This is a genomic window from Paraburkholderia sp. A1RI-2L (assembly GCF_048957375.1).
Lineage (GTDB): Bacteria > Pseudomonadota > Gammaproteobacteria > Burkholderiales > Burkholderiaceae > Paraburkholderia.
Map to the genome: position 1 here is coordinate 716,396 of NZ_JARBTA010000001.1, position 26,052 is coordinate 742,447.

Sequence of the window (26,052 nt, forward strand, 5' to 3'; positions counted from 1 at the left end):
GGTTCCGGAACCGCATCAACGTCGCGAGCCTGATGCTCGCGGCCACTGGAAACAGCTCATCATGTCCGACGTCCCGCTCGTCTCGAACCCGCCTGGCAGCGCCGCGCAGCAGCAAGCGCCCAGCCCGGCAGGGGACATCATTTTCGGCGGCCTCGCACGCGGCGCCGCCATCGTCACGCTGTTGCTGCTCGGCGGCATCATCGTTTCGCTGATCGTCGCTTCGCTGCCGACGATCCACAAGTTCGGTCTTTCATTCCTATGGACTGCAGAATGGGATCCCCCTAGCGACCAGTTCGGCGCGCTCGTGCCCATTTATGGCACGATCGCCACCTCGCTGATCGCGCTCATCATTGCCGTGCCCGTGAGCTTCGGCATCGCGCTCTTTCTCACCGAGCTCTCGCCCGCGTGGCTGCGCCGCCCGCTCGGCATCGCCATTGAATTGCTCGCCGCGATCCCGTCGATCGTCTACGGTATGTGGGGCCTGCTCGTGTTTGCGCCGATCTTCGCGCAGTACTTCGAGAAGCCGATCGGCAAGGTGCTCGGCGGCATGCCGATCATCGGCGCGCTGTTTCAGGGCGCGCCCATCGGTATCGGCATGCTGTGTGCGGGCGTGATTCTCGCGATCATGATCATCCCGTACATTGCCTCCGTGATGCGCGACGTGTTCGAAGTCACGCCAGTGCTGCTCAAGGAGTCGGCCTATGGCATCGGCTGCACGACCTGGGAAGTCATGTGGAAGATCGTGCTGCCGTTCACCAAGACGGGCGTGATCGGCGGCGTGATGCTCGGCCTTGGCCGCGCGCTCGGCGAGACCATGGCCGTCACGTTCGTGATCGGCAATACTAACCTGCTCGACAACGTGTCGCTGTTTTCTCCGGGCAACAGCATTACCTCGGCGCTCGCCAACGAGTTCGCCGAAGCGAGCCCCGGCCTGCATACCGCCGCGCTAATGGAGCTCGGCCTCATTCTGTTCGTGATCACGTTCATCGTGCTTGCGATCTCGAAGCTGCTGCTGCTGCGCCTCGAAAAGTCGGAGGGCGCACGATGAGCGAGCCGATGATGAAGATTCCCGGCGCGACCTACGGCCCTGAGCTGGAGCGCATGCGCTCGAGGCTGCAAAGCCGCCGCAAAGTGACCAACGCGATTGCCCTGACGCTTTCGCTCGCTGCGATGGCCTTCGGCATTATCTGGCTCGTGTGGATTCTCTACACGACGCTCTCGCTCGGCGTTGGCGGCCTTTCGGTGCAACTGTTTACGCAGTCGACGCCGCCGCCGAACACCGATGGCGGCGGTCTTGCCAACGCGATCATCGGCAGCCTGATGCTGGTGGGCGTTGCGACGCTCGTGGGCACGCCGATCGGCATTCTCGCGGGCGTGTATCTCGCCGAGTACGGCCAGAAAAGCTGGCTCGCGAGCGTGACGCGCTTCATCAACGACATTTTGCTGTCGGCGCCGTCGATCGTCGTGGGCCTGTTCGTCTATGCGCTCGTGGTCGCGAAGATGGGCCATTTCAGTGGCTGGGCGGGGGCGATTTCGCTCGCACTCCTGCAGATTCCGATCGTGATCCGCACCACCGAAAACATGCTCAAGCTGGTGCCGAACAACCTGCGCGAAGCGGCTTTCGCGCTCGGCACGCCGAAGTGGAAGATGGTGCTCTCGATCACGCTCAAGGCGTCGATCGCCGGCATCGTGACGGGCGTGCTGCTCGCGATCGCGCGCATTGCCGGCGAGACCGCGCCGCTGCTTTTCACGGCGCTGTCCAATCAGTTCTTCAGCGCCGACATGAATCAGCCGATGGCGAACCTGCCGGTCACGATCTACAAGTTTGCGATGAGCCCGTTCGCGCAGTGGCAGTCGCTCGCCTGGGCCGGCGTTTTCCTGATCACGCTGGGCGTGCTGGGTCTGAATATCCTCGCGCGCACCATCTTTTCGAAAAAGTAAGGGCGGAGTCATCCGATGAATATGGCAGAGAGTCACCTCAACACTACGGCGCCGTCCGGCCTCGACCCCGCCCAGGGCAACCGCGGCCTCATGTCGGCCAAGCCGAAGATCGAAGTCAAGGACCTGAACTTCTTCTACGGCAAGTATCACGCGCTCAAGAACATCAACCTGCAGATTCCCGAAGGCAAGGTGACCGCGTTCATCGGCCCGTCGGGCTGCGGCAAGTCCACGCTCTTGCGCACGTTCAACAAGATGTACGCGCTCTATCCGGAGCAGCGCGCCGAGGGCGAGATCCTGATGGACGGCGAGAACCTGCTCACCTACAACCGCGATATTTCGCTGCTGCGCGCGCGCGTGGGCATGGTGTTCCAGAAACCGACGCCGTTCCCGATGTCGATTTACGACAACATCGCGTTCGGCGTGAAGATGTTCGAGAAGCTCTCGCGCCCCGAGATGGACGACCGCGTCGAGTGGGCGCTTACCAAGGCCGCGCTCTGGAACGAGGTGAAGGACAAGCTCGGTCAGAGCGGCTATGGTCTTTCGGGCGGCCAGCAGCAGCGTCTGTGCATCGCGCGCGGCATTGCGATCCGTCCCGAAGTGCTGCTCCTCGACGAGCCGTGCTCGGCGCTCGACCCGATTTCGACAGGCCGCATCGAAGAGTTGATCGCGGAGCTGAAGAGCGATTACACGGTGGTGATCGTGACCCATAACATGCAGCAGGCCGCGCGCTGCTCGGACTACACTGCCTACATGTACCTCGGCGAGCTGATCGAATTCGGCGACACCGAGAAGATCTTCATCAAGCCGGTCCGCAAGGAAACGGAAGACTACATCACCGGCCGCTTCGGCTGATCCGGCGAGCCGGGAAGGAGAACAACATGTCCGACAAGCATCTGTCCAGCCAGTTCGATGCCGACCTGAACCTGATTTCATCGAAGGTCCTCGAAATGGGCGGCCTCGTGGAATCGCAGATCATCACCGCGATGCAGGCCCTGAACGAGTTCGACGGCGAAGCCGCCGCGCGCGTGATCGCCGCCGAAGACCGTCTCAACACGATGGAAGTCGAGATCGACGAGGAGTGCAGCAACATCATCGCGCGCCGTCAACCGGCCGCGCGCGACTTGCGCCTCGTGCTCGCGATTTCGAAGACCATCACGAACCTCGAGCGCGCCGGCGACGAGGCCGAGAAGATCGCCAAGCGCACTCGACGCCTGATGGAAGACGGCGCGTCGCGCACGGTCAACATTGCCGAGATCAAGGTCTCGGGCGAGATGGCCGTCTCGATCCTGCGCCGCGCGCTCGATGCGTTCGCGCGTCTGGACACGGTGGCCGCCGCGCAGATCGTGCGCGACGACAAAGCCATCGACGAGGAATTCCGCGCCTTCGTGCGCAAGCTCGTGAGCTACATGATGGAAGACCCGCGCACGATTTCCGTGGGCCTCGACTATCTGTTCATCGCCAAGGCGATCGAGCGCATTGGTGACCACGCGAAGAACATCGCCGAGTTCATCATCTACATCGTGAAGGGCACTGACGTGCGGCACAAGTCGCGCGACGCGCTCGAACGCGAAGCGCTCAGCTAAAAGCGCATTCTGGCGCGTACTCAAGCGCGCGGTTTCAACCGTTTCAACAGGTCCTAAGGTCAAGAGGTGCCGATGCCCAGCAGCATTCTCGTCATCGAAGATGAGCCCGCAATTTCCGAGCTGATTTCCGTGAATCTGCAGCACGCGGGTCATTGCCCGATCCGTGCTTACAACGCGGAGCAGGCGCAGAGCCTGATCAGCGACGTGCTGCCCGATCTCATCCTGCTCGACTGGATGCTGCCGGGCAAGTCGGGTGTGAATTTCGCGCGCGATCTGCGCAACAACGAGCGCACGAAGCATATTCCGATCATCATGCTGACCGCGCGCGGCGACGAGCAGGACAAGGTGCTCGGGCTCGAGATCGGCGCCGACGACTACGTGACGAAGCCGTTCTCGCCGAAGGAGTTGATGGCGCGCATCAAGGCGGTTCTGCGCCGCCGCGCGCCGCAGCTCACCGAAGACGTGGTCGCGATCAACGGACTGAAGCTCGATCCGGCCACGCACCGCGTCGCCGCTCATGCGGAAGGCTCCGAGATCAAGCTCGATCTCGGCCCGACCGAATTCCGCCTGCTGCACTTCTTCATGACGCACCCCGAGCGTGTGCACAGCCGCACGCAATTGCTCGATCAGGTGTGGGGCGATCATGTGTTCGTGGAAGAGCGTACCGTGGACGTGCATATCAAGCGTTTGCGTGCGGCGCTCAAGCCGGCGGGGTGCGATGCTATGATCGAAACAGTGCGCGGCAGCGGCTACCGTCTCGCGAAAGGCGCCTGAAGTTTGCGCCTGGCCTGAAATTCACCTGTAGTTGACGGGTGATTCGCATCAAGCCTGCCTGAATCACGGCAGCCGTACGCTGGCGCGGCGTTTCACGCGGCGCCGGTGCTCCGAATCCGCAGCGCCCCGGTCCGGACCGTCATTCTCTTCGAACGCAGGAACATGAACATCATCTGGGCGCGCGCCCTTGTATCGATCCTGCTGCTTGCGCTCGTGTGCGTGGGCCTCGGTGCGCTCTTCGGCGTCAAAGTCGCGCTGGCGGTGGCCGTTGTCGTGCTGATCGGCCAGATGCTCTTCGGCACCTTCCACAAGCAGCGCCTTTGGCGCCTGCTCGACGCGCCCGTTTACGGCGAAGTGCCGAGCGCCCCCGGCGTCTGGGGCGAAATCTATTACCGCCTGCACAAGCTCGCCAAGCGCTGGCACGCCCAGGTGCGCCAGGTGGAACAGCAGCATTCGCGCTTCATTCAGGCGATCCAGGCATCGCCCAACGGCGTGGCCATGCTCGACGACCACGACCAGATCGAATGGTGCAACGCCATCTCCGAGGTGCATTTCGGCCTCGATGCGAAGCGCGACCTGCGCCAGCACATCACTCATCTCGTGCGCCAGCCCGACTTCGTGCGCTATCTCAATTCGCACGAGTACCAGGACATGCTGATCATGCGCGGCATGGGCGCGAAGCGCCAGAACGTGATTTCGGTGCAGGTGTTTCCGTACGGCGAGAATCGCAAGCTCGTGCTGTCGCAGGACATCACCGAGCTCGAGCGCACCGATGCCATGCGGCGCGATTTCGTCGCCAACGTTTCGCACGAACTGAAAACGCCGCTCACCGTGCTGTCGGGCTTTCTGGAGACGATGCGCGAACTGCCGCTTTCGGAGGAAGAGCGCGAGCGCTATTTCGATCTGATGGAGCAGCAGGCCTCGCGCATGCGCCATATCGTGACCGACCTGCTGGTGCTGGCGAAGCTCGAAGGCGAGGGGCGCGAGCCCGGCGAGCAGATGATCGACATGCGCGCGGTGCTCGGCCACGTGCGCGAGGACGCGGAAAGCCTCTCGGGCGGACATCATCGGATCACCGCTGAATTCGACGACAGCTTGAGCCTGACTGGATCGGAGACCGAAATATTGAGCGCGCTCGGCAATCTCGCCACGAATGCGGTGCGCTACACGCCGGACGGAGGCTCGGTGCAGTTGTCGTGGCGGGCGGAAGGCGGGCAGGCGGTGTTCTCGGTCACCGATAGCGGCTATGGCATTCCCGCGAGCGACATTCCGCGCCTGACCGAGCGCTTCTATCGCGTGGACCGCAGCCGTTCGCGCGACACGGGCGGCACGGGACTGGGTCTCGCGATCGTCAAGCACGTGCTGCAGCGCCATGATGCAGCGCTCGAAGTGAAGAGCGAGGAAGGGCGGGGCAGCACCTTCACGGTGCGCTTCCCGACCGCGCGCACGGCGCGCCGGCAACCGGCGCCAGTGTGAGGCGCGCACCCTGCGTGCCAGGCATCTGGCTCAGGCTTGCAGAATAAAAAATGCCGCTTCGTCGAAGCGGCATTTTTGCATCGTGGCTTGCGTGCCGTCACTGCAGCACAGGCGTCAAGAACAAAACTTCGCCAGCAGGCTCATTTGCGCATTGCGCACGGACTTGCCGGCGCGGCGGCGCCGGTAATGGCCATCGCTCTGCATGAGCCACGCGCACTGATTGTCGCCGAGGAACATCGACAGGCCTTCGGCGATCACGCGGCGCTTCATGCGCCGGTCGTGGATCGGGAACGCCACCTCGACGCGGCGGAACAGGTTGCGGTCCATCCAGTCGGCGCTCGACAGATAGACGTGCTCCGCGCCGCCCGCGTAGAAGTAGTAGATGCGGTGATGCTCGAGGAAGCGCCCGACAATCGAGCGCACCGTGATGTTTTCCGAAAGCCCCGGCACACCCGGCTGCAGCGAGCACACGCCGCGAACGATCAGATCGATCTTCACGCCGGCCTGCGAGGCTTCATAGAGCTCGTCGATCACCGTGGGTTCGAGCAGCGCGTTCATCTTCGCGACAATGCGAGCCTTCTTGCCGGCGCGCGCGGCGTCGGCTTCGGCGCGGATCGACTCGACGAGGCGCGGATGCAGCGTGAACGGCGACTGCCACATCTCGTGCAGTTGCAGCTCGCCGCCGATGCCCGTGAGCTGCTGGAACACGTGGTGGACGTCCTCGCATATTTTCGGCTCGGAGGTCATGAGGCCGAAGTCGGTGTAGAGGCGCGCTGTGCGCGGATGGTAGTTGCCGGTGCCGAGGTGCACGTAGCGGCGCAGCGCCATGCGGCCATTCACGGCCACACGGCGCACGATCAGCATCATCTTGGCGTGGCACTTGTGGCCGACCACGCCGTAGACCACGTGCGCGCCCACGGCCTCGAGCTGCGCGGCCCAGTTGATGTTGGTTTCCTCGTCGAAGCGCGCGAGCAGCTCCACCACGACCGTCACCTCCTTGCCGTTGCGCGCGGCCTGCATGAGCGCATCCATGAGCGGCGAGTCGGTGCCGGTGCGGTAGATGGTCTGCTTGATCGCCATCACGTTCGGATCGTTGGCGGCCTGCAGCAGCAGCTCGAGCACCGGCTGGAAGCTCTCGTACGGGTGATGCAGCAGCACGTCGCCCTGATCGATCACGTCGAACAGATTGGTGTTCGCGGCGATGCGTTGCGGGATCGCGGGTACGTGCGGCACGAACTTCAGATCGGGACGATCGACCTTCTCGGGCAACTGCATCAGGCGCACGAGATTGACGGGGCCATCGACGTAATAGCAGTCCTTCTCATTCAATCCGCTTTCATCGAGCAGACGCTTCACGAGATGCACCGGCGTCTCCGCCGAGACCTCGAGCCGCACCGCGTTGCCCAGATGGCGCGCGGGCAACTCGCCCTGCAACGCCACGCGCAGGTTCGTGATTTCGTCCTCATCGACGAACAGCTCGCTGTTGCGCGTAATGCGGAACTGATTGCAGCTGCGCACGACGAGGCTCGGGAACAACTCGCCCACGAAGCGCTGCAAGAGCGAGCCGAGCAGCACGAAGCCGTGCTGGAAGCCCGAAAGCTCTTGCGGCATGCGCACGAGGCGCGGCAGCGCACGCGGTGCCTGCACGATGCCCATGACCGCCTGGCGGCCGAAGGCGTCCTTGCCTTCGAGCTCGACCACGAAATTCAGGCTTTTGTTGAGCACGCGCGGGAACGGGTGCGCGGGGTCGAGCCCGATCGGCGTGAGCACGGGCAGCAGTTCGTCGATGAAATACTTGCGGGCCCACGTGGTTTGCGCCTCGTTCCAGGCATCGGTGCCGTGGAAGTAGATGCCTTCTTCTTCGAGCGCCGGCAGCACGGTGTCGTGCAGCATGCGGTACTGACGATGCACGAGGCGCTGCGCGCGCTCCACCACGAGCTCATAGACGTGCTGCAGCGACATGCCATCGGGCGTGAGCGCGCCCGGATTGTCGCGCATCTGCTCCTGAAGCCCGGCCATGCGGACTTCGAAGAATTCGTCGAGATTGCTGCTGGTGATGCAGATGAAGCGCAGGCGCTCCAGCAAGGGAACGGATGGGTCGGCGGCCTGTGCAAGGACACGCTCGTTGAATCCCAGAATGCCCAGTTCGCGATTGAGTAAGGGATAGCGGATGGACATTGGTATCGAAAGCGGAATTCCAGGGGATGATTCGAACGGACGCTCGGAAATTCTCACAGTTTCGTGACGTTATTATGAAATTTGGCGTGTCATAAATTCTACGCTCCATTTTCACGTATTCGACACGTCTCGCGGCAAAGATGCAGGGTGGGTCAGGGCGTCCCTCGCGGGGCGCTGCGGGCCGCAACCGGTGCGAGGGATGACATGGGGAAGTCGGGTACGCTTAAAATGGCATATTTGGACAGTGCGGCGGCCGCCCAGCGAGACCGGATGGCCGTGCTCTCACGCATGGAGCTCGCCCCCTCGATGGTCACCAATCCGCAACTGCTAGCCGCCGTCGATCTCGGCTCGAACAGCTTTCGTCTGATCGTCGGCCGGGTCGAGGAAACCGACGCCGGCAGCCAGATCTATCCCGTCGATGCCCTGCGCGAGCCGGTGCGTCTTGCCGCTGGCCTTTCGAAGGAAAAGATGCTCGACCGCGCCTCGCAGGTGCGCGGCTGGGACGCACTCAAGCGTTTTGGCGAGCGTCTGCGCGACTTCCATCCGGACCACGTGCGCGCGGTGGCCACCAACACGCTGCGCGTGGCGAAAAACGCGCGCGAATTTCTCGCCGAGGCGGAAAAAGCGCTCGGCTTCCCGATCGAGGTAATCGCGGGCCGCGAAGAGGCGCGCCTCATCTACGCGGGCGCGGCCCATTCGGTGCCGGCGAGCGCGGGCAAGCGCTTCGTGGTGGACATCGGCGGCGGCTCGACCGAGTTCATCATCGGCGCGCACTACACGCCGATCCGCATGGAAAGCCTCTATATCGGCTGCGTGAGCCATAGCCGCCAGTTCTTCCCGGCCGGCAACGTCGACGAATACACCATGCGCCAGGCCGAACTGGCCGCCACGCGTGAGATCCAGATCATTTCCTCCGACTATCGCAAGACCGGCTGGGACCAGGCGATCGGCTCCTCGGGCACGGCGCGCGCGCTCGCCGAGCTTGTGGAAGCCAACGGCTTCAACGACCCGGGCATCACGCACGGCATCTCGCGCGGCGGCCTCGAGCGCCTCAAGCGTGCGCTCATCAAGGCCGAGAACGTCAACCGCCTGAAGCTCGTCGCGCTCAAGCCCGACCGCATTCCGGTGCTCGCGGGCGGCCTTTCGATCATGATCGCCGTGTTCGACGAACTGGGTATCGATTATGTCGACACCACCGACGGCGCGCTGCGCCTGGGCGTGCTGTACGACCTGCTCGGGCGCTCGCAGCACGAGGACATGCGCACCGTCACCGTGGAAGGCTTCATGCGCCGCTATGGCGTGGACCGCGCGCAGGCGGCTCGCATCGGCGAACTGGCGGTGAGCTTCTACGACCAGTTCGACGAGCCCGACGACGAGCGCCGCGAGGAAAACCGCATGTTCCTCGGCTGGGCGGCGTCGCTGCATGAGATCGGGCTGTCGATTTCGCACAGCGCGTATCACAAGCACTCGGCCTATATCGCCAGCAACGCCGACATGCCTGGCTTCTCGCGCACCGACCAGGCGCGCCTCGCCGCGCTCGTGCTCGGCCACGTGGGCAAGCTCGGCAAGCTCTCACAAACGCGCGACGTGGAATGGCCGCTGCTGTTCTGCCTGCGCCTGGCGGGCCTCTTGAGCCGCCGTCGCGCCGATGTCGGCCTGCCGGAGATCAAGGTGATCCAGGAGGGCAACGGCTACGAAGTGCTGCTGCCGAACACGTGGGTGCAGAACAATCCGCTCACCGATTACAACCTCGTTCAGGAAGCGGCCGAATGGGGCAAGCTCGGGATTCCGTATCGCGTGGTGTACTCGGACGACTGAGGCACGGCGATTCAGACGTTGTGCTTTGTGGCGCTGCCTTGGCGCTTGTCTGGGCTGGCCTGTTATGGACGCTCAGCGCGCGGCGGCGTCGCCGAGGAAGTGGCGCGCGTAGCGCTCGTTGATATCCGAGAGACGGAACAGCGTGAGGAAGTCGGCGCAGTTGAAGTCTGGGTCCCATGCCGGCGCACCGCAGATCTTCGCGCCAAGGCGCAGATAGCCCTTGATGAGCGGCGGCGGCATGGCGGACGCGCCCGTGCGCAGTTCCTCGACGGGCAGCGGCGTGTGCGGGAACGCGCGGTACTCGGGCGCCGTGAGCGCGTTCGCTTCGAGCGAGGCGTAGAGATTGGCGGCGTAGTGGCCGCCGTCGGCCATCGCGACGCTCGCGCAGCCGAGCATCGTCTCATAGCCGTTGTGCGTCATGTAGGCGCCAAGGCCGCCCCACAACGACATGATGACCGAGCCGCTGCGGTAGTCCGGATGCACGCACGAGCGGCCCACCTCGACCATCTTGGGGCGCAGGTGCGCGAGGCGCGACAGATCGAATTCGCTCTCGGCGTAGAGACGCCCGATGCGCGCGGCCTGGTGCGGCGGCAGCACGCGGTAGGTGCCGACGACCTTGAGCGTGTCGAGATCGCGCACGAGCAGGTGATCGCACCAGCTGTCGAAGGCGTCGACGTCGAGGCCCGCCGGGCCCGCGAGGCGCGCGCCCATTTCCTCGGCGAACACGCGGTAGCGCAGGCGCTGCGCTTCGCGCAGCTCTTCGTCGCTGCGCGCCCAGGCCACCTGCAGGCGATGCTGCGCGGTAACCGTTTCCTCGGCGCGCGGCAGGCGCCGATTCGACTCGAAGAGGCTCGCAGCGAACGGCAGGGAAGGCGTCGGCAGATCTCGCATAGGGCGTCCTGGTCGGAAGTAAGAGAACTTTTCCGGCAATTTAGTAAGACGCGGTTACGTTTCCATGAAGACGCAATGACGATTCGATGACGCGCTGTAAGGCCAAGCTGGGAAAGGCCGGGGATGACGCCCGTGCCGCACGGCGCTAGACGAGGTCGGGCGTGATGGCGGCGAACAGGACCGCTTCGCCGTCGCCGTTGCGCTCGCGGCTTTTGATCCAGAAGACGCCGGCTTTTTTCATCGCCCAACTGCGGCGGGTGTTTTCGTTCGACAAGAGGCGTGCGGCCACTTCGCCGAGCGTCGGCTGATGGCCGATCACGACGACCGTGGAGGCGATGCCTTCCGGCCAGCCGGCGGCCGCGAGCACGGCGTCGACGCTGGCGTTCGGTGCAATCTCGCGCACGACGCGGTACTGATCGGTGAGCGCTTCGGCGGTTTGTATCGTGCGCGCGGCGGGGCTCGCGAGGATCACCGCGTCATCGGGCAGGCGCGCGCGCAGCCAGCGCGCGACGTTCTGCGCCTGCTTGCGCCCGCGCGTGGTGAGCTGGCGGGCGAGATCGCTCGCGGCGATGTCTTCGGCTTCGGCATGGCGCCAGAGGATGAGGTTCATTTGGCGGTTCTCTTGGAAGAGGGGCGTGTGTGGAGGTCGTTTTCCACGCGGGTTTCCTGCATGGTGCACGCGGGGTGAAGCGGCGGCAAGGTATCTGCCTTGAGCGATGTGGGTTTGACGATCTCTGAAAGAGGGCGATATAATCAGCGATTCGTCGGAGCGTAGCGCAGCCTGGTAGCGCATCTGATTTGGGATCAGAGGGTCGTAGGTTCGAATCCTATCGCTCCGACCACGATATTCAAGGGCTTAGCATGCATGTGCTAAGCCCTTTTTCTTTTTGCGCGGGCGCGGCGCGGGTGTCTCAAGAACTGGTCAGCCCGTGAAGCATTGCGTACTGAATCAGTTCCGCGTTGGAAGTCAGGTGCAGTTTGCGCATTGCCGCCATTTTCTGAGTGCCGATTGTGGAAGTCGTGCGGCCGGAGCGGCGGGCAATTTCGGTGAGTGACATGCCGCGTGCGATTAACTGGACGATTTCGCGTTCCTTGCGCGAAAGCGCAAATTTGTGCTTGATCTCTGCGGGTGGGGCGGATGCCGAAAGCCTGCGTGCGACCATATCGGAGACGGCGATTTTGCTGCCGGACTGCGCATACTGACAGACCTTGATGAGTTCGCTCAGCGACTCGTCTTTGGTGACAATGCCGGCGACGCGTGCGTGTATTAGTTCTCTGATTGTGCTGATGCTTGTTGTCATCGTGAAAACGACAACAGGGATGGCGGGATATTTGAATCTGAGCCACCGTATCAATGCCATGCCGTCCGTTTCGGGGGAATCCCAGCACATTGCAAGATCGGTGACGATCAGGTCGCAGGGGACTTTGTGCAATGCGTTCAACAAATCGAGTCCCGAATTTGCAACGGCGACAATCTCGTAGCCACGCAGGTTCGTAATGGTTGCAGCAACGGCCAGTCGTACGATGGGATGGTCATCGGCAATAATGACGCGGACGCGACCGGGAGTATCAACGGGATTTTCGTGACGATTCAAAATTAGCAGTCCTTTAATGTTTACATTTCGGATTATTTGCGACTTGATCGCGTAAATCTGTGCATCTCTTTTTGTCTTCTGATCACATCGATTTCCTGAAAAAGCGAAATTTCTTCGTTAAATGAATGCGGCCATGGAGACTCTGTCAAATATCGTGGAATCAATAAATAAGATTATTTCTACGCGGATTTATTTTTATGCCTGGTAAATATTGCTTGTGGTTGTGTAATTACTTTTGAGGAGGAATTTTTCGAAAATATCGTCGCTTTCATGAGGCGATGCCGGGCGCGATGCAGGCGGCATCGAACGGGAGGGATTTAATCATGCGGGGCTTGCGAGGGGGCTCCAGCCAACGGTGCGCAACCTGCGCTACTGCAAGACAGATCGAAGTTTGAGGGGAGGAACGCATCCGCTTCCCCAACCCCGTCAAATACTGTATAAATATACAGGTGCCGACGAGGCTTTCATGCCGTGCCGGCAATCCTGTGATGCCCCGTTTCGGATTGGGCAGGGCGTTCTATTCCCTTTTTCCAGAGCGCAATCATGGCAGCACTCCAGTTTGCGGCAACGCACCTGCCGCCCCGGCTGCAAAGCCGGGTCTGGCAGGGCAATCAGCTCGCGCACGTGGGCGAGCGCACGGTGGCGAGCGGTCATGCCGCGCTCGACGCCCAGTTGCCCGGTGCGGGTTGGCCTGCGGGCAGCCTGACCGAGCTGCTCGTCGAGCAGGGCGGTATCGGCGAGATGCGGCTCGTCGCGCCCGTGCTGCGCACGCTCACTGCTCGGGCGGGACGGTACGTGCTGCTCGTCGCGCCGCCGTGGCGGCCTTACGCGTGCGCGCTCAAGGCGTGGGGAATCGCGCTCGAGCGTCTGATCTGGGTGCGCGCGAGCGAGAGCGAGGCGCCGTGGGCCGCCGAGCAGGCGCTCAAGCAGGATGGCATTGGCGCCGTGCTGCTCTGGCAGCCGAAGGCGCGCGCCGATGCCCTGAGGCGTTTGCAGGTCGCCGCGCAGGACTCGCAGTCGCTGGCGTTTCTGATGCGTCCGCCCGCTGCGCGCAGCCAGTCCTCGCCGGCGCCGCTGCGCATGGTCTGCACGCCGGTGCCGCCGCCCGAGGATGCGCGCCTGAATCGCTGTGAACGGATGCAGCTCACCGCTGTGTCCGTCGATATTTTCAAGCGCCGCGGGCCGCCGCCCGCCCAGCCACTCGTCATCACTTTGCCGCTGCAGGAGTCGGTGCTGCCCCAGCCGGGCGCATGGCCGGCCGCGCCGTGGCCCGGGATCAATCATGTTGTGGATCGCCGTCACCTTGCCGTTGTTGCCGCTGGAGGCCGTGAGGCCGCCCGTGCCGCTCATGTCACTCACGTCGCCAGCACTGGAGTCACTGCGGGCCAGTCGACCTGACGAGGCTACGGGGCAGCGCTGCTGTGTGCTCGCCGATCACGCGCGCATCCTGATGGCCGATCTCGATGCGTTGCGCCTCGGCGTGCAGCCGGGCAGCACGCGCGCTCATGCGCTTGCGCTCGCGCCGGGGCTCGTGCTGCTCGAGCCCGATGCGGCGCGTGAGACGCGTGCGTTCGAGGCGCTCGCGCTTGCGCTGCTCGTCTACACGCCGAAGGTGTCGCTCGCGCAGTCGCATACGCTCCTGCTCGAAGTCGGGTCCGGATTGCGTCTTTTTGGTGGCGTGCGCGCGTTGCTGACCAAGGTGGCGGCCACGGTGGCCAGTTGCGGCCACGCCGCGCGCATCGCCTGCGCGCCCACCGCACAGGGCGCGTGGGTGCTCACGCAGGCGCGCGCGAGCGCCGGGGCGCATGCGGCGCGGCGCTTTCGCGTGCTCAAGGAGGCCACGCTCGTGCGCGCGCTCGACGCGTTGCCGGTCGCGCTCGCGCCGTTCGCCGCGCAGCACGAGCAGGCGCTCACGCAGATCGGCTGCGCGACGCTCGGCGATTTGCGACGGCTGCCGCGCGATGGCGTCGTGCGGCGCTTTGGCGACGGCGTGCTCGCCTGGCTCGCGCAGGCGCGCGGCGAGGCGCCCGATCCGCGAGCCTGGTTCGCGGCGCCGCCCTCGTTTCATGCTTCGCTCGAATTGCAGGCGCGCGTGGAGAGCGCCGAGGCGCTGCTGTTTGCCGCGCGTCGTCTCGTGATGCAGCTGGCCGGCTGGCTGGCCGTCCAGCATGGCGCGTTGAGCGGCTTCGAGCTGCGTCTCGAGCACGAGCTGGCGTCGCGCCACGCGCCGCGCACGTCGAGCCTTGCGCTATCGTGGGCCGCGCCTTCGCGCGATGCCGAGCATCTGCTATGGCTGTTGCGCGAGAAGCTCAATCAGACCGCGCTGACCGCGCCCGTGATCGGCCTTGCGCTCGTCGCCGATCAGGTGAGCGCTTATGCACCGCCCACCGACACGCTGTTTCCCTCACCCGAGGCGTCGGACGCGTCGCTCTCGCAACTGTTCGAGCGCATTGGCGCGCGCATCGGCGAGCAGAACGTGCTGCAGTTGTTCGTCGAGGACGATCATCGGCCCGAGCTGGCGATGTCGGCGCGAACCTGGCGTACGAGCCGCGGTGCGCCTGCGCGCCGGACCGCGCGCAAGCCGCGCGATTCACGCAAGTCGGAGGCTCGCTCCGACGCGCAGCAAGAAGCCGTGCCCGTGCAGACGGCCTTCGATCTGCCCGAGGTGCCGCTGCCGTCGCAGCCACGCCCGGCATGGCTGCTCGAAAAGCCGCTCAAGCTCGCGATGCGCGGAGACCGGCCGGTTTATCGGCGCCCGCTCAAGACGCTCACGCGCACCGAGCGCATCGAGGCGGGCTGGTGGGACGGCGAGGGCGTCGGGCGCGACTACTACGTCGCCGCCGACGACCAGGGGCGCATGTTCTGGCTGTACCGCGAGCGCATTGGCGGGCAGTGGTATCTGCAAGGGCTTTTTGGCTAACGCCGTTTCATCTTCCGCATCATGTCGAACCGTGGAGCGGGCGCATCGTTGCCTGCACAACTTTCTTCGCAGGGGCCGGCGCTGCCCGATTATGCGGAGCTGCACTGCCTGAGCAACTTCACGTTCCTGCGCGGCGCGTCGCGCCCGGGCGAGCTGGTCGAGCAGGCTATCCGTCACGGCTATCGCGCGCTTGCGATTACCGACGAGTGCTCGTTCGCCGGCATCGTGCGTGCGTATAGCGCGCTCAACGAATACGACGAAGCGCGCAAAAAGGCGCATGACAATGCCGCGGCGGCCGGTGCCGTGCCGGCGCCTGGCCCGTTCGTGCCGTCGCTGCATCTGCTGATCGGCAGCGAGCTGAATCTCGTCGATGAAAACGGCGCGCCGTTCTGCACGCTCGTTGCAATCGCGATGAATCGCGAGGGCTACGGCAACCTGTGCGAGCTGATCACGCTCGCGCGCTCGCGCGCGGAAAAAGGCCACTACCGCGTGCATCCGTCCGACTTCACCGATCCCGAGCCGGACTTCGCGCATCTGAAGCATCTGCGCGACTGCGTGTTGCTGCTCGTGCCGCAGCGCGCGGCCACGCTCGCGCAGACGCTGCGCGCCGCGCACTGGCTCGCGGGCTTCGCGGCCGAGCGCGCATGGCTCGCGCTCGAACTCTGGCAAACGGGGGGCGACGATACGCAGATCGAAGTGCTGCGCCACGTCTCGCAGGAAAGCGGCTTGCCGCTCGTGGCGGCGGGCGGTGTGCTGATGCACGCGCGCTCGCGCAAGCCATTGCAGGACACGCTGAGCGCGGTGCGCATCGGCAAGCCGCTCGCGTCGTGCGGCCGCGCGCTGGAACCGAATGCCGAACGTCATCTGCGCTCGCGCGTGCGGCTCGGCGCGCTGTATCCGCGCGATGCGCTCGATGCGACGCTCGAAGTCGCGCGCCGCTGCACGTTTTGCCTGAGCGAGCTGGCCTACGAGTATCCCGAAGAGCTCGTGCCTGCGGGCGAGACGCCCGCCTCATGGCTCGAAAAGCTCGTGATGAAAGGCGCCGCCGAACGCTGGTCCGACGGTCTGAACGAGAAGCGCAGCAAGCAGATCGGGGAAGAACTCAAGCTGATTACCGAGCTGAAGTACGAAAAATACTTTCTCACGGTGCACGACATCGTCCGCTTTGCACGCTCGCAGAACATTCTGTGCCAGGGGCGCGGCTCGGCGGCGAACTCGGTGGTCTGCTACTGCCTCGGCATCACGGAGATCGATCCGGTGCGCATGAACATGCTCGTCGCGCGCTTTTTGTCCCGCGCTCGCAACGAGCCGCCCGACATCGATGTCGACTTCGAGCATCAGCGGCGCGAAGAGGTCATTCAGTACATCTATCGCAAGTACGGCACACGCCGCGCCGCGCTGGCCGCAACGCTCATCACGTACCGTTCGCGCAGCGCGCTGCGCGACGTGGGCAGGGCGCTCGGTCTCGACAACGCGCTCCTCGAAAAGCTCTCGGGAGCGCATCAGTGGTGGGACGGGCCCGATTCGATCGCGAGCCATCTGGAGGAAGCGGGCTTCTCGCCCGACTCGCACGTCACGCAGCAACTGATTCGTCTCACGCGCGAGCTGCGCGGCTTTCCGCGCCATCTCTCGCAGCACGTGGGCGGCTTCGTGATCGCGAAGGACAAGCTCTCGCGTCTCGTGCCCATCGAGAACGCGGCGATGAAGGAGCGCTATGTGATCGAATGGGACAAGGACGATATCGATGCGCTGCGTCTGCTGAAGGTGGACGTGCTCGCGCTCGGCATGCTTTCGGCGATCCGGCGCTCGCTCGAATGCGTCGCGTTGCGGCGCGGGCTGCCGGAGTTTCGTGTGCAAGACATTCCGTCCGAGGATCGGGCGGTCTACGAGATGTGCTGTCACGCGGACACCGTCGGCGTGTTTCAGATCGAGTCGCGCGCGCAGCAGAGCATGCTGCCGCGTTTGCGGCCGCGCGAGTATTACGACCTCGTGATCCAGGTGGCGATCGTGCGGCCCGGGCCGATACAGGGCGACATGGTGCATCCGTATCTGAAGCGCAGGCATGGCGACGAAAAGGTCGAGTACGCGAAGGAGGATCTGCGCCCGGTGCTCGCGCGCACGCTGGGCGTGCCGATTTTCCAGGAGCAGGTAATGCATCTCGCGATGGTCGCCGCCGGCTACACCGGCGAGGAAGCCGACAAGCTGCGCCGCGCGATGGCCGCGTGGCGGCGCGACGGCGATCTGCGGCCGTATCAGGACGACCTCAAGCGCCGGATGAAGGCGAAGGGCTATACGGAGGAATTCGCCGAGCGCATCTGCAAGCAGATCGAGGGCTTCGGCGACTACGGTTTTCCGGAGAGCCACGCGGCGAGCTTTGCACTGCTCGTCTACACGAGCTCATGGCTCAAACGCTACGAGCCCGCCGCGTTTCTGGTCGGACTGCTGAATAGTCAGCCGCTTGGGTTCTATTCGCCGTCTCAGCTCGTGCAGGATGCGAAGCGTCACGGCGTGCAGGTGCGCGCGCCCGATATTGCGCTGAGCGACTGGGCGTCCGTGCTGGAGGTGCGCGACCAGCCGGGCGTGCGGCTTGGTGCCGATGGTGCATCCGCCCGCTGTGTCGAGGTGGCGCATTATCGCGCGTTGTTGAGTGCCGCCGCGCTCGTGCACAAGGACGCGATGGGCGCGGCAGGCGCAGGCGCGGGAAATGGAGGCGGGCGTGGCCGGGAGCATGACGGTGTGCACGGCCGTGATGGCAGGCGAAAACGGCGCCGCCCGTTCATGCACGGTCTCAGGCGCATCGTGCGCGCGGATCTTGCGCTGCCACCCCGGCATTACGGGCGCAGAGGCCCGGCGGTGCGCCTGGGCTTCAGCCTCATCAAGGGGTTTTCGGAGGATGCCGCGCAGCGCGTGATGGTCGCGCGTGCGCGTGCGCCGTTCGTCGACGTCGACGATCTCGCGCGCCGCGCCGCGCTCACGCGTCGGGAGCTCGAGGCGCTCGCGGCGGCCAATGCGCTTGCGAGCATTGCGGGGCATCGGCGCGAGGCGTGGTGGGCCGTGACCGCGCAGCACGCGGTGCCCGCGCTACTGCGCGATGCGCCCGTGGCCGAAGCGCGGCTCGCCTTGCCGCGTGCTTCGGAGGGTGCGGAGATCGTCGCCGATTACGCGAGCCTGCGCCTCACGCTCAACCGTCATCCGCTCGAACTGCTGCGGCCGGGGCTGGCGAAGCAGCGCTTTCGCAGCGCGGCGCAACTGGCGCAGTGCCGTCACGGCATGCTCGCGCGCGTGTGCGGCATCGTCACGGTGCGGCAGCGGCCCGGCACGGCGAACGGCACGATCTTCGTCTCGCTCGAGGACGAAACCGGCTCGGTCAACGTGATCGTGCACGCGACGCTCGTGGAGTCGCAGCGCAGGGAACTGCTCGGGGCGTCGTTGCTGGCGGTGGCGGGCGTCGTGCAGCGCGAGGGCGAGGTCGTGCATCTGGTCGCGCACCGGCTGGAGGATCACAGCCGATTGCTCGGGCGGCTCGCGACCCAGAGCCGCGATTTTCATTGAAGGGGAAGAGCGCCGGGCATGACACGGGGTGCCCGCCCGGCGATTGCGGACCGCCTGGCGCTTACCGGGCTTGGCCAGGGTCGCGCGCCGGATTGCGCACCGGATTGCGCACGAAAGCGTCGAGCACCGCGCGCATGCCCGCGTCGAAGGGCGTGCGCCGGCCGATCCCCAGCGTTTCGAGCCGCCCCGAGTCGAGGTGGCAGTCGCGCGGACGCGGCGTCGCGTCCATGGGCGCTGTCTGCGCGACGAGCTGCGCCTCGATGCCCAGCGCGCGCGCGATGCGCTGCGCGATGTCGTATTTGGTCATCGGCTCGTCGCCGGACCATTGCGCGATGCCGCGCACCGCGCTGCCGTCCGCGCAGCGCGTGAGCAACTCGCGAATCACGAACGCGACGTCGGGCGTGAAGGTCGGATAGCGAGTGGCACAGGCGTCCATCACGGCGGGCGCGGCGCCAGCCTGCGCAGAAGCGCGAATCGCCGGTACGAGGCTCGTGACCGCCGATTCCTGCCAGTCGACGATCGGGCCGTACAGCAGCGGCAAACGCAGCACGAGCGCGTTGTCGGCGGTGTCGAGCAGCGCGCGCTCGCCTTCGAGCTTGCTGCGGCCATAGGCGTTGAGCGGATTCGGCTCCGCATCGGGGCGATAGGGCGGGTGTGCCCCGTCGAACACGTAGTCGGTGGAGATCGACAGCACCCACGCGCCGCGCCGCCGCGCGGCAGACGCAATGCTGCGCACGGCATCGACATTGAGTGCGCGCGCTGCCGCCGGATCGTGCTCGCACACATCGGGGCGGCGCTCGGCGGCGGCAATCACGATGGCGTCGGGCGCCTCTTCGGCGACGAATGCGTCGACCGCACGAGCGTCACGCACGTCGAGCGCCACTTGCCCCGCGCCCACGCGGCTGAATGCGGTGGACACGACCTGCCAGTCCGTCCCCGCTGCAAGCTCGCGCACGAGCGCGCGCCCGAGCAGCCCGGAAGCCCCTGCTACGGCAACCTTGAACATGGCGCGCCTCGCGTCACGCGCCGGCCGTGCCCGTGACGGTGTAGCCCGCCTCGTCGATGGCGGCCTTGAGCACCTCGGCGCTTTGCTTCGACTCGATGCTCACACGGCCCGTGGCCAGATCGATCTCGACCTTCGCGGCGGCATCGTGTTCGTGGATCGCGCGCGTGACGGCGCCGACGCAGTGTTGGCAGCTCATGCCTTCGACGTTGAACTGGATCATGATGGTTTCCTTCTTAAAGAGAGGATAGAGGAGCAAATAGGGCCATGGACGGATTTTGCCAGTGACGGATTTTGCCAGTGACGGACTTTGCTGGTGACAAGGCTGCGAGGATGCTACACCTTCCCATAGTGGGAAGGTGTAGCATCGAATCATCGAAAATTCAGGGGCGCAGCATGAACATCGGCGAAGCGGCGCGCGCATCGGGCGTCACGGCAAAAATGATCCGCTACTACGAGAGCGTTGGGCTGCTCGCGCCGAAGGGGCGCACGGAGTCTGGCTACCGCGTCTACGGCATGGAAGAGGTGCATGCGCTGCGCTTCATCCGCCAGGCGCGGCGTCTGGGTTTTCTCGTCGAAGATATCCGCCGCCTGCTCGCGCTCTGGCATGACCGCTCGCGCGCGAGCGCCGAGGTCAAGGCGATCGCGCTCGAACATGTGTCCGAACTCGACCAGCGTATTGCCGAACTCACGCAGATGCGCGATACGCTCAAGCATCTGGCGGCCCATTGCCACGGCGACGAGCGGCCGGACTGCCCGATCATCGAGCGGCTTGCCGCCCCGGAACCGGTGGCGCCCGACGCCACGGCTTGAATCTGCCGGCAAGTCGAACGGGGAGCGAATCGAGGCCCGAAGGTGCAACCTCGTTGGCAAATTGTCGCAACTTTCGCGATGCATCGCACAATTCTGGTGCATTTCGTCGCATGATGCGCGAGAGTTTGCCGGGGTTGTGGGGAAATTAGTCGATAAAACAGGATGTTGCACAAATTCCTGGATGCACCATTCCAGCATGGAATGCACCGTATTCGATCAATTCACTAGCAAAGCCGGTTGCAATCGTTATAATACGGGTTATCCCTTACGAGGGTAATCCCTGATGCAAATCCACCGGGGATACACGATCCTTGGAGAACACATCATGTTTGCATACCTTCTTGAAAAGCTGAGCAACTGGTTTGAAACTGCAGAGCGCCGTCGCCGCGAAGCGTATCTCTCGACGTCCGCCGACCTCGTGCAACTCGAGCAGCGCATCCGTTTGATCGAAATGCACGGCTACACGCGCTAAGCAGTCAGCAGAATTTCGCACTGTCACAAGCCCCGCATCTGGCGGGGTTTTGTCATTTCTGGACCCGCTTCGGTATCCCCCGGCGCTCACGCGATGCAGACTGAACCTTGCCGCAGTGGCAAGGTAAAGTCTTTTTGCGAAGGGCCGATATAGCGTCTTGTATACAACCAGCCGCGCATTGATCGGGGATGTTCATGAAGTCAAATCGTTCTGGTCGCAGGTGGACGAGCCACGCGCTCATGGCGAGCGCCGTTCTGGCGACAGGGCTGACGAGTGCCGGCGCGCTCGCAGCCGGCAAGCCATTGATTCTGGATACGCAGCAAGGCATCAGCGATGGCCAGTCGGGCGTGGTGCTGCAGAACGCGCCGCTTTCGTCTCAGCCGATGGTGCAGACCCCGTCGTTGCCCACGCTGAACGGGACGGGGGCGGACGGCTCGCAGGTACCGATCATCGTCGCGCCCTATGTGGAGGTGCCGGGTGGCGGAGGACGGCCGCCTCGGCCTATGCCAAGACCCGCGCCGCAATGATGCCGGCGCGCCTCGGGCAGCGCCGCGCTGCCAGTGCCGTGCGGGGCGCGTGAATTTCAGTCGCCGCGCGATTCGATCTTGAATTGCGCACCCTCGTCCATGCCGAGCGCCTTGACCAGCCACGGCATGGTTTCCTTGAGCGTGGCCGCGAGCGTGTAGGGCGGATTCAGGATGAACATGCCGCTGCCGTACAGGCCGAAACCGTCTTCAGGCGGACGGCTGACCGACAGCGTGACGTGCAGCCAGTTCTTTTCCTGGATGCGCTTCAGTTGCTCGGGAAAGCGCTGCGACTCCGGCCGCGTGACCTGCGGATACCAGACCGCGTAAGTGCCGGTGGCAAAGCGTTGAAGCCCTTCCTCCACGCACGCGATGGTGCGTGCGTAGTCGCGCTTGTCCTCGAACGACGGGTCGATCAGCACGAGCGCGCGGCGCGGCGGCGGGGGCAGCAGCGCCTTGATGCCGTCGAAGCCATCGCCCGCGTGGATCATCACGCGGCGGCCCGCATCGCGAAAGCGGTGGCGCAGCACGTCGATCTCCGTGCTGTGCAGCTCGAACAGGCGCATGCGGTCCTGTTCGCGCATCAGCCGCCAGGCGAGATAGGGTGAGCCGGGATAGAAGCGCAGTTCGCCGTCGGGATTGAGCGCCGCGACTTCATCGACATACTCGGCCAGCATCGCCGGCAGATCGGTGCGGCCCCAGAGCTTGCCGATACCGGTGTCGAACTCGGCGTTCTTCGTGGCGTAGCCTTCGCGCAGCGCATAGGCGCCCGCGCCCGCATGGGTGTCGATGTACCAGTACGCCTTGTCCTTCTTGCCGAGGTATTGCAGCAGTTGCACGACGACGGCGTGCTTGACGACATCGGCATGATTGCCGGCGTGGAAGGCGTGACGGTAGCTCAGCATGATGGGGCGGACGCGAGGTCGGTGGGGATCGAAAAAATGCAGGCAAGTGCGCGCGCGGCCCGGTAATGCATGCGGGCGCGCCGACGAGGTCGCGTATTGTACAACCGCGGTGCCACGCCGGCGCTTTGGCACGGCGTATCGTGCCGATCGCCATGCGCGCAGTGCGCCTCAATCGTAGCTGTCGCCGACTATCGCTTCGATCTTCTCCTTCACCTCGGGCGTGATCTTCTGCGCCACTTCGCGCGCCAGCATGTTTTCGCCGATTTGCTCGACGCGGGACGCACCGGTAATCACCGTACTCACGTGCGGATTCTTGAGAATCCACGCGAGCGCAAGCTGACCCACCGTGCAGTCCAGCTCCTTCGCGAAGCCCGCGAGCCGGCCGACGATCTCGTTCTTGTCGGCGTCGGTGACTTCCTTGCGCAGCCAGTCGTAGCCCTGCAGCAGGGCGCGGCTGCCGGCGGGTACGCCGCCCCGGTATTTGCCCGTGAGCATGCCTGAGGCGAGCGGGCTCCACGTGGTGAGGCCGAGGCCGATGTCTTCATAGAGCCGCCGGTATTCGCTTTCCACGCGGCGGCGGTGGAACAGGTTGTACTGCGGCTGCTCCATGACGGGCTTGTGAAGGTGATGCCGGTCCGCGATGTCCCACGCGGCGCGAATTTCGTCGGCGCTCCACTCCGAGGTGCCCCAATAGAGCGCCTTGCCGCGCGAGATCATGTCGCTCATGGCCCAGACGGTTTCCTCGACGGGCGTGTTCGGATCGGGGCGATGGCAGAACACCAGATCGACGTAATCGAGCTGCAGCCGCTTGAGCGAGCCGTCGATGGCGTTCATGAGGTACTTGCGGTTGAGCGTGTGATACTGGTTGGGCGCCTCGTTCAATCCCCAGAAGAACTTGGTGGACACCACGTAGCTCACGCGCGGCCAGGCGAGCTCTTTGAGCGCCTGACCCATGATTTCCTCCGATTTGCCGCCCGCGTAGGCCTCGGCGTTGTCGAAGAAGTTGACGCCCGCGTCGCGCGCTGCAGCAAGCGATTCGCGCGCGAGATTGCGATCGACCTGATTGCCGTAGGTGACCCACGAGCCGATGGACAGTTCGCTGACTTGCAGGCCCGAGCGGCCCAGTCGCCGATAGTTCATGAACGCCTCCTTGTAGAGCGGCCAACTTAGCATGATCCGTGCGGGTGTGCTGAGCACTCGCGGCGCGCCGACATTGTCGGGATCGACGTGCGCGGTGCGCGGCTTCATGCACAATAGCGCGGTTGGCTGCGGCGCAACATCCGGCCGAATGGCGTAGGCAAATCCTTAAGCCATTCGACAGGTTTGACGGCATGCGTGCGCTGGAGTCTCATCTCGTCTACTACCTGGAGGTGCTCGATGTCGTCTCTCACTCTGAATACGAAGCTCGATGGCAAGGTTGCGGTGGTTACTGGCGCGGCCAGCGGCATCGGCAAGCAGATTGCGCTCACGCTCGCGCAGGCGGGCGCGGCGGTCGCCATCGCCGACCTCAACCAGAGCGGCGCCGACGCCGTGGCCGAGGAGATCAAGGGCGCGGGCGGCAAGGCCATCGGCGTGGCCATGGACGTCACGAGCGAAGAGGCCGTGAACCAGGGCATCGACCGCGTGGCGGCCGAGCTTGGCCCGGTCGACATCCTCGTTTCGAACGCCGGCATCCAGATCGTGAACCCCATCGAAAACTACGCGTTCTCCGACTGGAAGAAGATGCAGGCCATTCATGTGGATGGCGCGTTCCTTACCACCAAGGCCGTGCTCAAGCACATGTACAAGGACGACCGCGGCGGCGTCGTGATTTATATGGGCTCGGTGCATTCGCACGAGGCTTCTCCACTCAAGTCGGCGTATGTGGCGGCCAAGCATGCGCTGCTGGGTCTCGCGCGCGTGCTCGCGAAGGAAGGCGGCAAGCACAACGTGCGCTCGCATGTGGTGTGTCCGGGCTTCGTGCGCACGCCGCTGGTGGAAAAGCAGATTCCCGAGCAGGCGAAGGAGCTGGGCATTTCCGAGGAAGAAGTGGTCAAGCGCGTGATGCTGGGCGGCACCGTCGATGGCATCTTCACGACGGTCGAGGACGTGGCGCAAACGGTGTTGTTCCTCTCGGCGTTTCCGAGTGCGGCCTTCACCGGCCAGTCGTTCGTGGTGAGCCACGGCTGGTTCATGCAATAACGCGGAGAGCCGGCCATGGCGCAGCGCAAGAAAGGGCGGATCGAATCGGGCGCAGTTGGAGATGAGGGCGCGCGCAGCGGAACCGGGTTGCGCTCCGATGTGCAATCCGATGTGCGATCCGATAAGGAGCCGGGCTCGCGGGCGCGCGCAAAGCCTGCGCCGTCGTCAGCCGCGTGCCCGCAGCCGTTTGCCTCGAAGTGCGCAAGCGCTTGCGCGCAGTGGGAGACCGTTGCGCTTACGCTGCAAGGCGGCGGCGCGCTGGGGGCCTATCAGGCGGGCGTATTCGAAGGTCTCGTCGAGGCCGGCATCACGCCCAACTGGATCGCGGGCATCTCGATCGGCGCGCTCAACACGGCGCTGATCGCGGGCAATGCGCCCGAGCATCGCGTGGCGCGCCTGCGCGAGTTCTGGGAGACGATCTGCCAGCCGGCCTACACGCCGCCGTTGCCGGCCTTCATCGAGCACGCTTTGTTCAACTCGGGCGAGGCCATCCGCAAGACCTTCACGGCCATGCAGGCGGCGAGCGCGGTGGTCGAAGGCCAGAAGGGCTTTTTCGTGCCGCGCGTTCCGCCGCCGCTGCCGCAGGCGTCCGGGCATCCGGAGAAGGCGAGCTATTACGATACGAAGCCGCTCAAGGCCACGCTCGAACGCCTGTGCGACTTCGATCGCATCAATTCACGCGAGACTCGCGTGTCGGTCGGGGCCGTGAACGTGGCGAGCGGCAACTTCGTCTACTTCGACAACACCACCACGAAGCTGCGGTCCGAGCACTTCATCGCCTCGGGGGCGTTGCCGCCGGGTTTCGCGGCGGTGGAGATCGACGGCGAGTATTACTGGGACGGCGGGCTGATGTCGAATACGCCGCTCTACGAGGTGATCCAGACTTCGCCCCGGCGCGACACGCTCGCGTTCCAGGTGGATCTCTGGAGCGCGCGCGGGCCGGTGCCCGACAGCATCGCCGACGTTCAGGGCCGCGTGAAGGACATTCAGTACTCGAGCCGCACGCGTCTCGTGACCGACATGCTCCAGCGTGCACAGCGTTACCGGCACGTGTTGCGCGAGGTGCTCAATCGCGTCGCGCCCGAGCATCGGGACGACGCGTGGGTCAAGCTGGCCGACGAACTCTCGTGCTCGAAAAAGTACAACGTGATCCACCTGATCTACCGGCAGAAGGAGTACGAAGGCCACTTCAAGGACTTCCAGTTCGGCGTCTCGACGATGCGCGAGCACTGGGCGAGCGGTCTGGAGGACATTCGCGCGTCGCTCTCGCAGCCGGACTGGCTCGACAAGCCCGACAACGACTCCGGCTTTGTCACGCACGACATTCACCGCGACAGCCGCGGGCCCGGCAATGGGGAGCACGGCGGCTAGCAAACGGCGCGCGCCAGAAAACAAAAAGCGCCCGTTCTTTCGAACGGGCGCTTTT

Annotated in this window: 23 protein-coding genes and 1 tRNA gene; 16 read left to right on the forward strand and 8 right to left on the reverse strand. The window is 64.7% G+C overall.

Annotated elements, in window-relative coordinates; all coding sequences use genetic code 11:
- Positions 1-61: 61 nt before the first annotated feature.
- The 6 genes from pstC to phoR all read left to right on the forward strand — a co-directional run bounded on the left by pstC (position 62) and on the right by phoR (position 5,774).
- Positions 62-1,048, forward strand: a complete 987-nt coding sequence (gene pstC, locus PWP93_RS03445) for a phosphate ABC transporter permease PstC (protein WP_421024340.1) — start codon at positions 62-64, stop codon at positions 1,046-1,048.
- Between the two features lie 8 nt (positions 1,049-1,056).
- Positions 1,057-1,941, forward strand: a complete 885-nt coding sequence (pstA, locus tag PWP93_RS03450; RefSeq protein WP_421025236.1) for a phosphate ABC transporter permease PstA — start codon at positions 1,057-1,059, stop codon at positions 1,939-1,941.
- Between the two features lie 15 nt (positions 1,942-1,956).
- Positions 1,957-2,793 (forward strand): phosphate ABC transporter ATP-binding protein PstB, encoded by an 837-nt coding sequence (pstB, locus tag PWP93_RS03455; RefSeq protein ID WP_421043461.1) that lies wholly within the window; start codon positions 1,957-1,959, stop codon positions 2,791-2,793.
- Positions 2,794-2,819: 26 nt separating this feature from the next.
- A complete protein-coding gene (phoU, locus tag PWP93_RS03460) occupies positions 2,820-3,524 on the forward strand; it encodes a phosphate signaling complex protein PhoU (protein WP_421024338.1) in 705 nt (234 codons plus the stop codon).
- Positions 3,525-3,596: 72 nt separating this feature from the next.
- A complete protein-coding gene (gene phoB / locus PWP93_RS03465; protein WP_035522777.1) occupies positions 3,597-4,298 on the forward strand; it encodes a phosphate regulon transcriptional regulator PhoB in 702 nt (233 codons plus the stop codon).
- A 162-nt stretch (positions 4,299-4,460) separates the two neighbouring features.
- A complete protein-coding gene (gene phoR, locus PWP93_RS03470; protein WP_421024337.1) occupies positions 4,461-5,774 on the forward strand; it encodes a phosphate regulon sensor histidine kinase PhoR in 1,314 nt (437 codons plus the stop codon).
- 114 nt (positions 5,775-5,888) lie between these two features.
- Here the strand turns inward: phoR and ppk1 are convergent, their stop codons facing one another.
- On the reverse strand, positions 5,889-7,952 hold the full coding sequence (gene ppk1, locus PWP93_RS03475; RefSeq protein ID WP_421024336.1) for a polyphosphate kinase 1: 2,064 nt from the start codon (positions 7,950-7,952) through the stop codon (positions 5,889-5,891).
- Positions 7,953-8,180: 228 nt separating this feature from the next.
- Here ppk1 and ppx point away from each other — a divergent pair, with 228 nt between their 5' ends.
- Positions 8,181-9,770 carry an exopolyphosphatase gene (gene ppx / locus PWP93_RS03480; protein ID WP_421043462.1) on the forward strand — a complete coding sequence of 530 codons (1,590 nt, stop codon included), beginning with the start codon at positions 8,181-8,183 and terminating at the stop codon, positions 9,768-9,770.
- Positions 9,771-9,842: 72 nt separating this feature from the next.
- On the opposite strand, the gene PWP93_RS03485 is transcribed toward ppx, so the two are convergent.
- Both PWP93_RS03485 and sixA read right to left on the reverse strand, forming a co-directional pair.
- On the reverse strand, positions 9,843-10,661 hold the full coding sequence (locus PWP93_RS03485) for a GNAT family N-acetyltransferase (RefSeq protein WP_421043463.1): 819 nt from the start codon (positions 10,659-10,661) through the stop codon (positions 9,843-9,845).
- Positions 10,662-10,806: 145 nt separating this feature from the next.
- A complete protein-coding gene (sixA, locus tag PWP93_RS03490; RefSeq protein ID WP_421024333.1) occupies positions 10,807-11,271 on the reverse strand; it encodes a phosphohistidine phosphatase SixA in 465 nt (154 codons plus the stop codon).
- Between the two features lie 155 nt (positions 11,272-11,426).
- Between sixA and PWP93_RS03495 the strand changes: the two genes are divergently transcribed.
- Positions 11,427-11,503 (forward strand) — tRNA-Pro (locus PWP93_RS03495).
- Between the two features lie 69 nt (positions 11,504-11,572).
- Here the strand turns inward: PWP93_RS03495 and PWP93_RS03500 are convergent.
- Entirely contained in the window at positions 11,573-12,256 is a 684-nt protein-coding gene (locus PWP93_RS03500; RefSeq protein ID WP_421043464.1) for a response regulator, read from the reverse strand.
- 543 nt (positions 12,257-12,799) lie between these two features.
- Here PWP93_RS03500 and imuA point away from each other — a divergent pair.
- Genes imuA through PWP93_RS03515 form a run of 3 tightly spaced genes read left to right on the forward strand, consistent with a single transcriptional unit; the run spans position 12,800 to position 18,728 of the window.
- Positions 12,800-13,654 carry a translesion DNA synthesis-associated protein ImuA gene (imuA, locus tag PWP93_RS03505; RefSeq protein ID WP_421043465.1) on the forward strand — a complete coding sequence of 285 codons (855 nt, stop codon included), beginning with the start codon at positions 12,800-12,802 and terminating at the stop codon, positions 13,652-13,654.
- Positions 13,539-15,176: a Y-family DNA polymerase gene (locus tag PWP93_RS03510; protein ID WP_421043466.1), complete on the forward strand. Its 1,638-nt coding sequence runs from the start codon at positions 13,539-13,541 to the stop codon at positions 15,174-15,176. The genes imuA and PWP93_RS03510 overlap by 116 nt, the downstream gene beginning before the upstream one ends.
- A gap of 21 nt (positions 15,177-15,197) precedes the next feature.
- Entirely contained in the window at positions 15,198-18,728 is a 3,531-nt protein-coding gene (locus tag PWP93_RS03515) for an error-prone DNA polymerase (protein WP_421043468.1), read from the forward strand.
- A gap of 61 nt (positions 18,729-18,789) precedes the next feature.
- On the opposite strand, the gene PWP93_RS03520 is transcribed toward PWP93_RS03515, so the two are convergent.
- Together PWP93_RS03520 and PWP93_RS03525 are read right to left on the reverse strand one after the other, a co-directional pair.
- Positions 18,790-19,734, reverse strand: a complete 945-nt coding sequence (locus PWP93_RS03520; RefSeq protein WP_421043469.1) for a dTDP-4-dehydrorhamnose reductase family protein — start codon at positions 19,732-19,734, stop codon at positions 18,790-18,792.
- A 13-nt stretch (positions 19,735-19,747) separates the two neighbouring features.
- Complete coding sequence (locus tag PWP93_RS03525) at positions 19,748-19,954, reverse strand: heavy-metal-associated domain-containing protein (protein WP_421043470.1); 207 nt, start codon at positions 19,952-19,954, stop codon at positions 19,748-19,750.
- A 173-nt stretch (positions 19,955-20,127) separates the two neighbouring features.
- On the opposite strand from PWP93_RS03525, the gene cueR reads away from it, so the two are divergent.
- The 3 genes from cueR (at position 20,128) to PWP93_RS03540 (ending at position 21,543) form a co-directional block, all read left to right on the forward strand.
- Positions 20,128-20,544, forward strand: a complete 417-nt coding sequence (gene cueR / locus PWP93_RS03530; protein ID WP_421043471.1) for a Cu(I)-responsive transcriptional regulator — start codon at positions 20,128-20,130, stop codon at positions 20,542-20,544.
- Positions 20,545-20,869: 325 nt separating this feature from the next.
- The gene (locus PWP93_RS03535; protein WP_129562385.1) at positions 20,870-21,016 is read left to right on the forward strand and encodes a DUF3563 family protein; all 147 of its coding nucleotides are present in this window, start codon (positions 20,870-20,872) and stop codon (positions 21,014-21,016) included.
- Positions 21,017-21,255: 239 nt separating this feature from the next.
- On the forward strand, positions 21,256-21,543 hold the full coding sequence (locus PWP93_RS03540) for a hypothetical protein (RefSeq protein ID WP_421043472.1): 288 nt from the start codon (positions 21,256-21,258) through the stop codon (positions 21,541-21,543).
- Between the two features lie 56 nt (positions 21,544-21,599).
- Here the strand turns inward: PWP93_RS03540 and PWP93_RS03545 are convergent, their stop codons facing one another.
- Together PWP93_RS03545 and PWP93_RS03550 are read right to left on the reverse strand one after the other, a co-directional pair.
- Positions 21,600-22,445, reverse strand: a complete 846-nt coding sequence (locus tag PWP93_RS03545) for a 23S rRNA (adenine(2030)-N(6))-methyltransferase RlmJ (RefSeq protein WP_421043473.1) — start codon at positions 22,443-22,445, stop codon at positions 21,600-21,602.
- Between the two features lie 168 nt (positions 22,446-22,613).
- Positions 22,614-23,585, reverse strand: coding sequence for a potassium channel beta subunit family protein (locus PWP93_RS03550; RefSeq protein ID WP_421043475.1), 972 nt, complete (start codon positions 23,583-23,585; stop codon positions 22,614-22,616).
- A 237-nt stretch (positions 23,586-23,822) separates the two neighbouring features.
- On the opposite strand from PWP93_RS03550, the gene PWP93_RS03555 reads away from it, so the two are divergent.
- Positions 23,823-24,626, forward strand: a complete 804-nt coding sequence (locus tag PWP93_RS03555; RefSeq protein ID WP_129562382.1) for a 3-hydroxybutyrate dehydrogenase — start codon at positions 23,823-23,825, stop codon at positions 24,624-24,626.
- Positions 24,627-24,641: 15 nt separating this feature from the next.
- Positions 24,642-25,997, forward strand: coding sequence for a DUF3734 domain-containing protein (locus tag PWP93_RS03560; RefSeq protein ID WP_421024323.1), 1,356 nt, complete (start codon positions 24,642-24,644; stop codon positions 25,995-25,997).
- Positions 25,998-26,052: the final 55 nt, after the last annotated feature.

Excerpts from the sequence above, each read along its gene's own strand:
- pstC (WP_421024340.1), top strand. The coding sequence starts at position 62 with ATGTCCGACGTCCCGCTCGTCTCGAACCCGCCTGGCAGCGCCGCGCAG.
- pstA (WP_421025236.1), top strand. The coding sequence starts at position 1,057 with ATGATGAAGATTCCCGGCGCGACCTACGGCCCTGAGCTGGAGCGCATG.
- pstB (WP_421043461.1), top strand. The coding sequence starts at position 1,957 with ATGAATATGGCAGAGAGTCACCTCAACACTACGGCGCCGTCCGGCCTC.
- phoU (WP_421024338.1), top strand. The coding sequence starts at position 2,820 with ATGTCCGACAAGCATCTGTCCAGCCAGTTCGATGCCGACCTGAACCTG.
- phoB (WP_035522777.1), top strand. The coding sequence starts at position 3,597 with ATGCCCAGCAGCATTCTCGTCATCGAAGATGAGCCCGCAATTTCCGAG.
- phoR (WP_421024337.1), top strand. The coding sequence starts at position 4,461 with ATGAACATCATCTGGGCGCGCGCCCTTGTATCGATCCTGCTGCTTGCG.
- ppk1 (WP_421024336.1), bottom strand. The coding sequence starts at position 7,952 with ATGTCCATCCGCTATCCCTTACTCAATCGCGAACTGGGCATTCTGGGA.
- ppx (WP_421043462.1), top strand. The coding sequence starts at position 8,181 with ATGGCATATTTGGACAGTGCGGCGGCCGCCCAGCGAGACCGGATGGCC.
- PWP93_RS03485 (WP_421043463.1), bottom strand. The coding sequence starts at position 10,661 with ATGCGAGATCTGCCGACGCCTTCCCTGCCGTTCGCTGCGAGCCTCTTC.
- sixA (WP_421024333.1), bottom strand. The coding sequence starts at position 11,271 with ATGAACCTCATCCTCTGGCGCCATGCCGAAGCCGAAGACATCGCCGCG.
- imuA (WP_421043465.1), top strand. The coding sequence starts at position 12,800 with ATGGCAGCACTCCAGTTTGCGGCAACGCACCTGCCGCCCCGGCTGCAA.
- PWP93_RS03510 (WP_421043466.1), top strand. The coding sequence starts at position 13,539 with ATGTTGTGGATCGCCGTCACCTTGCCGTTGTTGCCGCTGGAGGCCGTG.
- PWP93_RS03515 (WP_421043468.1), top strand. The coding sequence starts at position 15,198 with ATGTCGAACCGTGGAGCGGGCGCATCGTTGCCTGCACAACTTTCTTCG.
- PWP93_RS03520 (WP_421043469.1), bottom strand. The coding sequence starts at position 19,734 with ATGTTCAAGGTTGCCGTAGCAGGGGCTTCCGGGCTGCTCGGGCGCGCG.
- PWP93_RS03525 (WP_421043470.1), bottom strand. The coding sequence starts at position 19,954 with ATGATCCAGTTCAACGTCGAAGGCATGAGCTGCCAACACTGCGTCGGC.
- cueR (WP_421043471.1), top strand. The coding sequence starts at position 20,128 with ATGAACATCGGCGAAGCGGCGCGCGCATCGGGCGTCACGGCAAAAATG.
- PWP93_RS03535 (WP_129562385.1), top strand. The coding sequence starts at position 20,870 with ATGTTTGCATACCTTCTTGAAAAGCTGAGCAACTGGTTTGAAACTGCA.
- PWP93_RS03540 (WP_421043472.1), top strand. The coding sequence starts at position 21,256 with ATGGCGAGCGCCGTTCTGGCGACAGGGCTGACGAGTGCCGGCGCGCTC.
- PWP93_RS03545 (WP_421043473.1), bottom strand. The coding sequence starts at position 22,445 with ATGCTGAGCTACCGTCACGCCTTCCACGCCGGCAATCATGCCGATGTC.
- PWP93_RS03550 (WP_421043475.1), bottom strand. The coding sequence starts at position 23,585 with ATGAACTATCGGCGACTGGGCCGCTCGGGCCTGCAAGTCAGCGAACTG.
- PWP93_RS03555 (WP_129562382.1), top strand. The coding sequence starts at position 23,823 with ATGTCGTCTCTCACTCTGAATACGAAGCTCGATGGCAAGGTTGCGGTG.
- PWP93_RS03560 (WP_421024323.1), top strand. The coding sequence starts at position 24,642 with ATGGCGCAGCGCAAGAAAGGGCGGATCGAATCGGGCGCAGTTGGAGAT.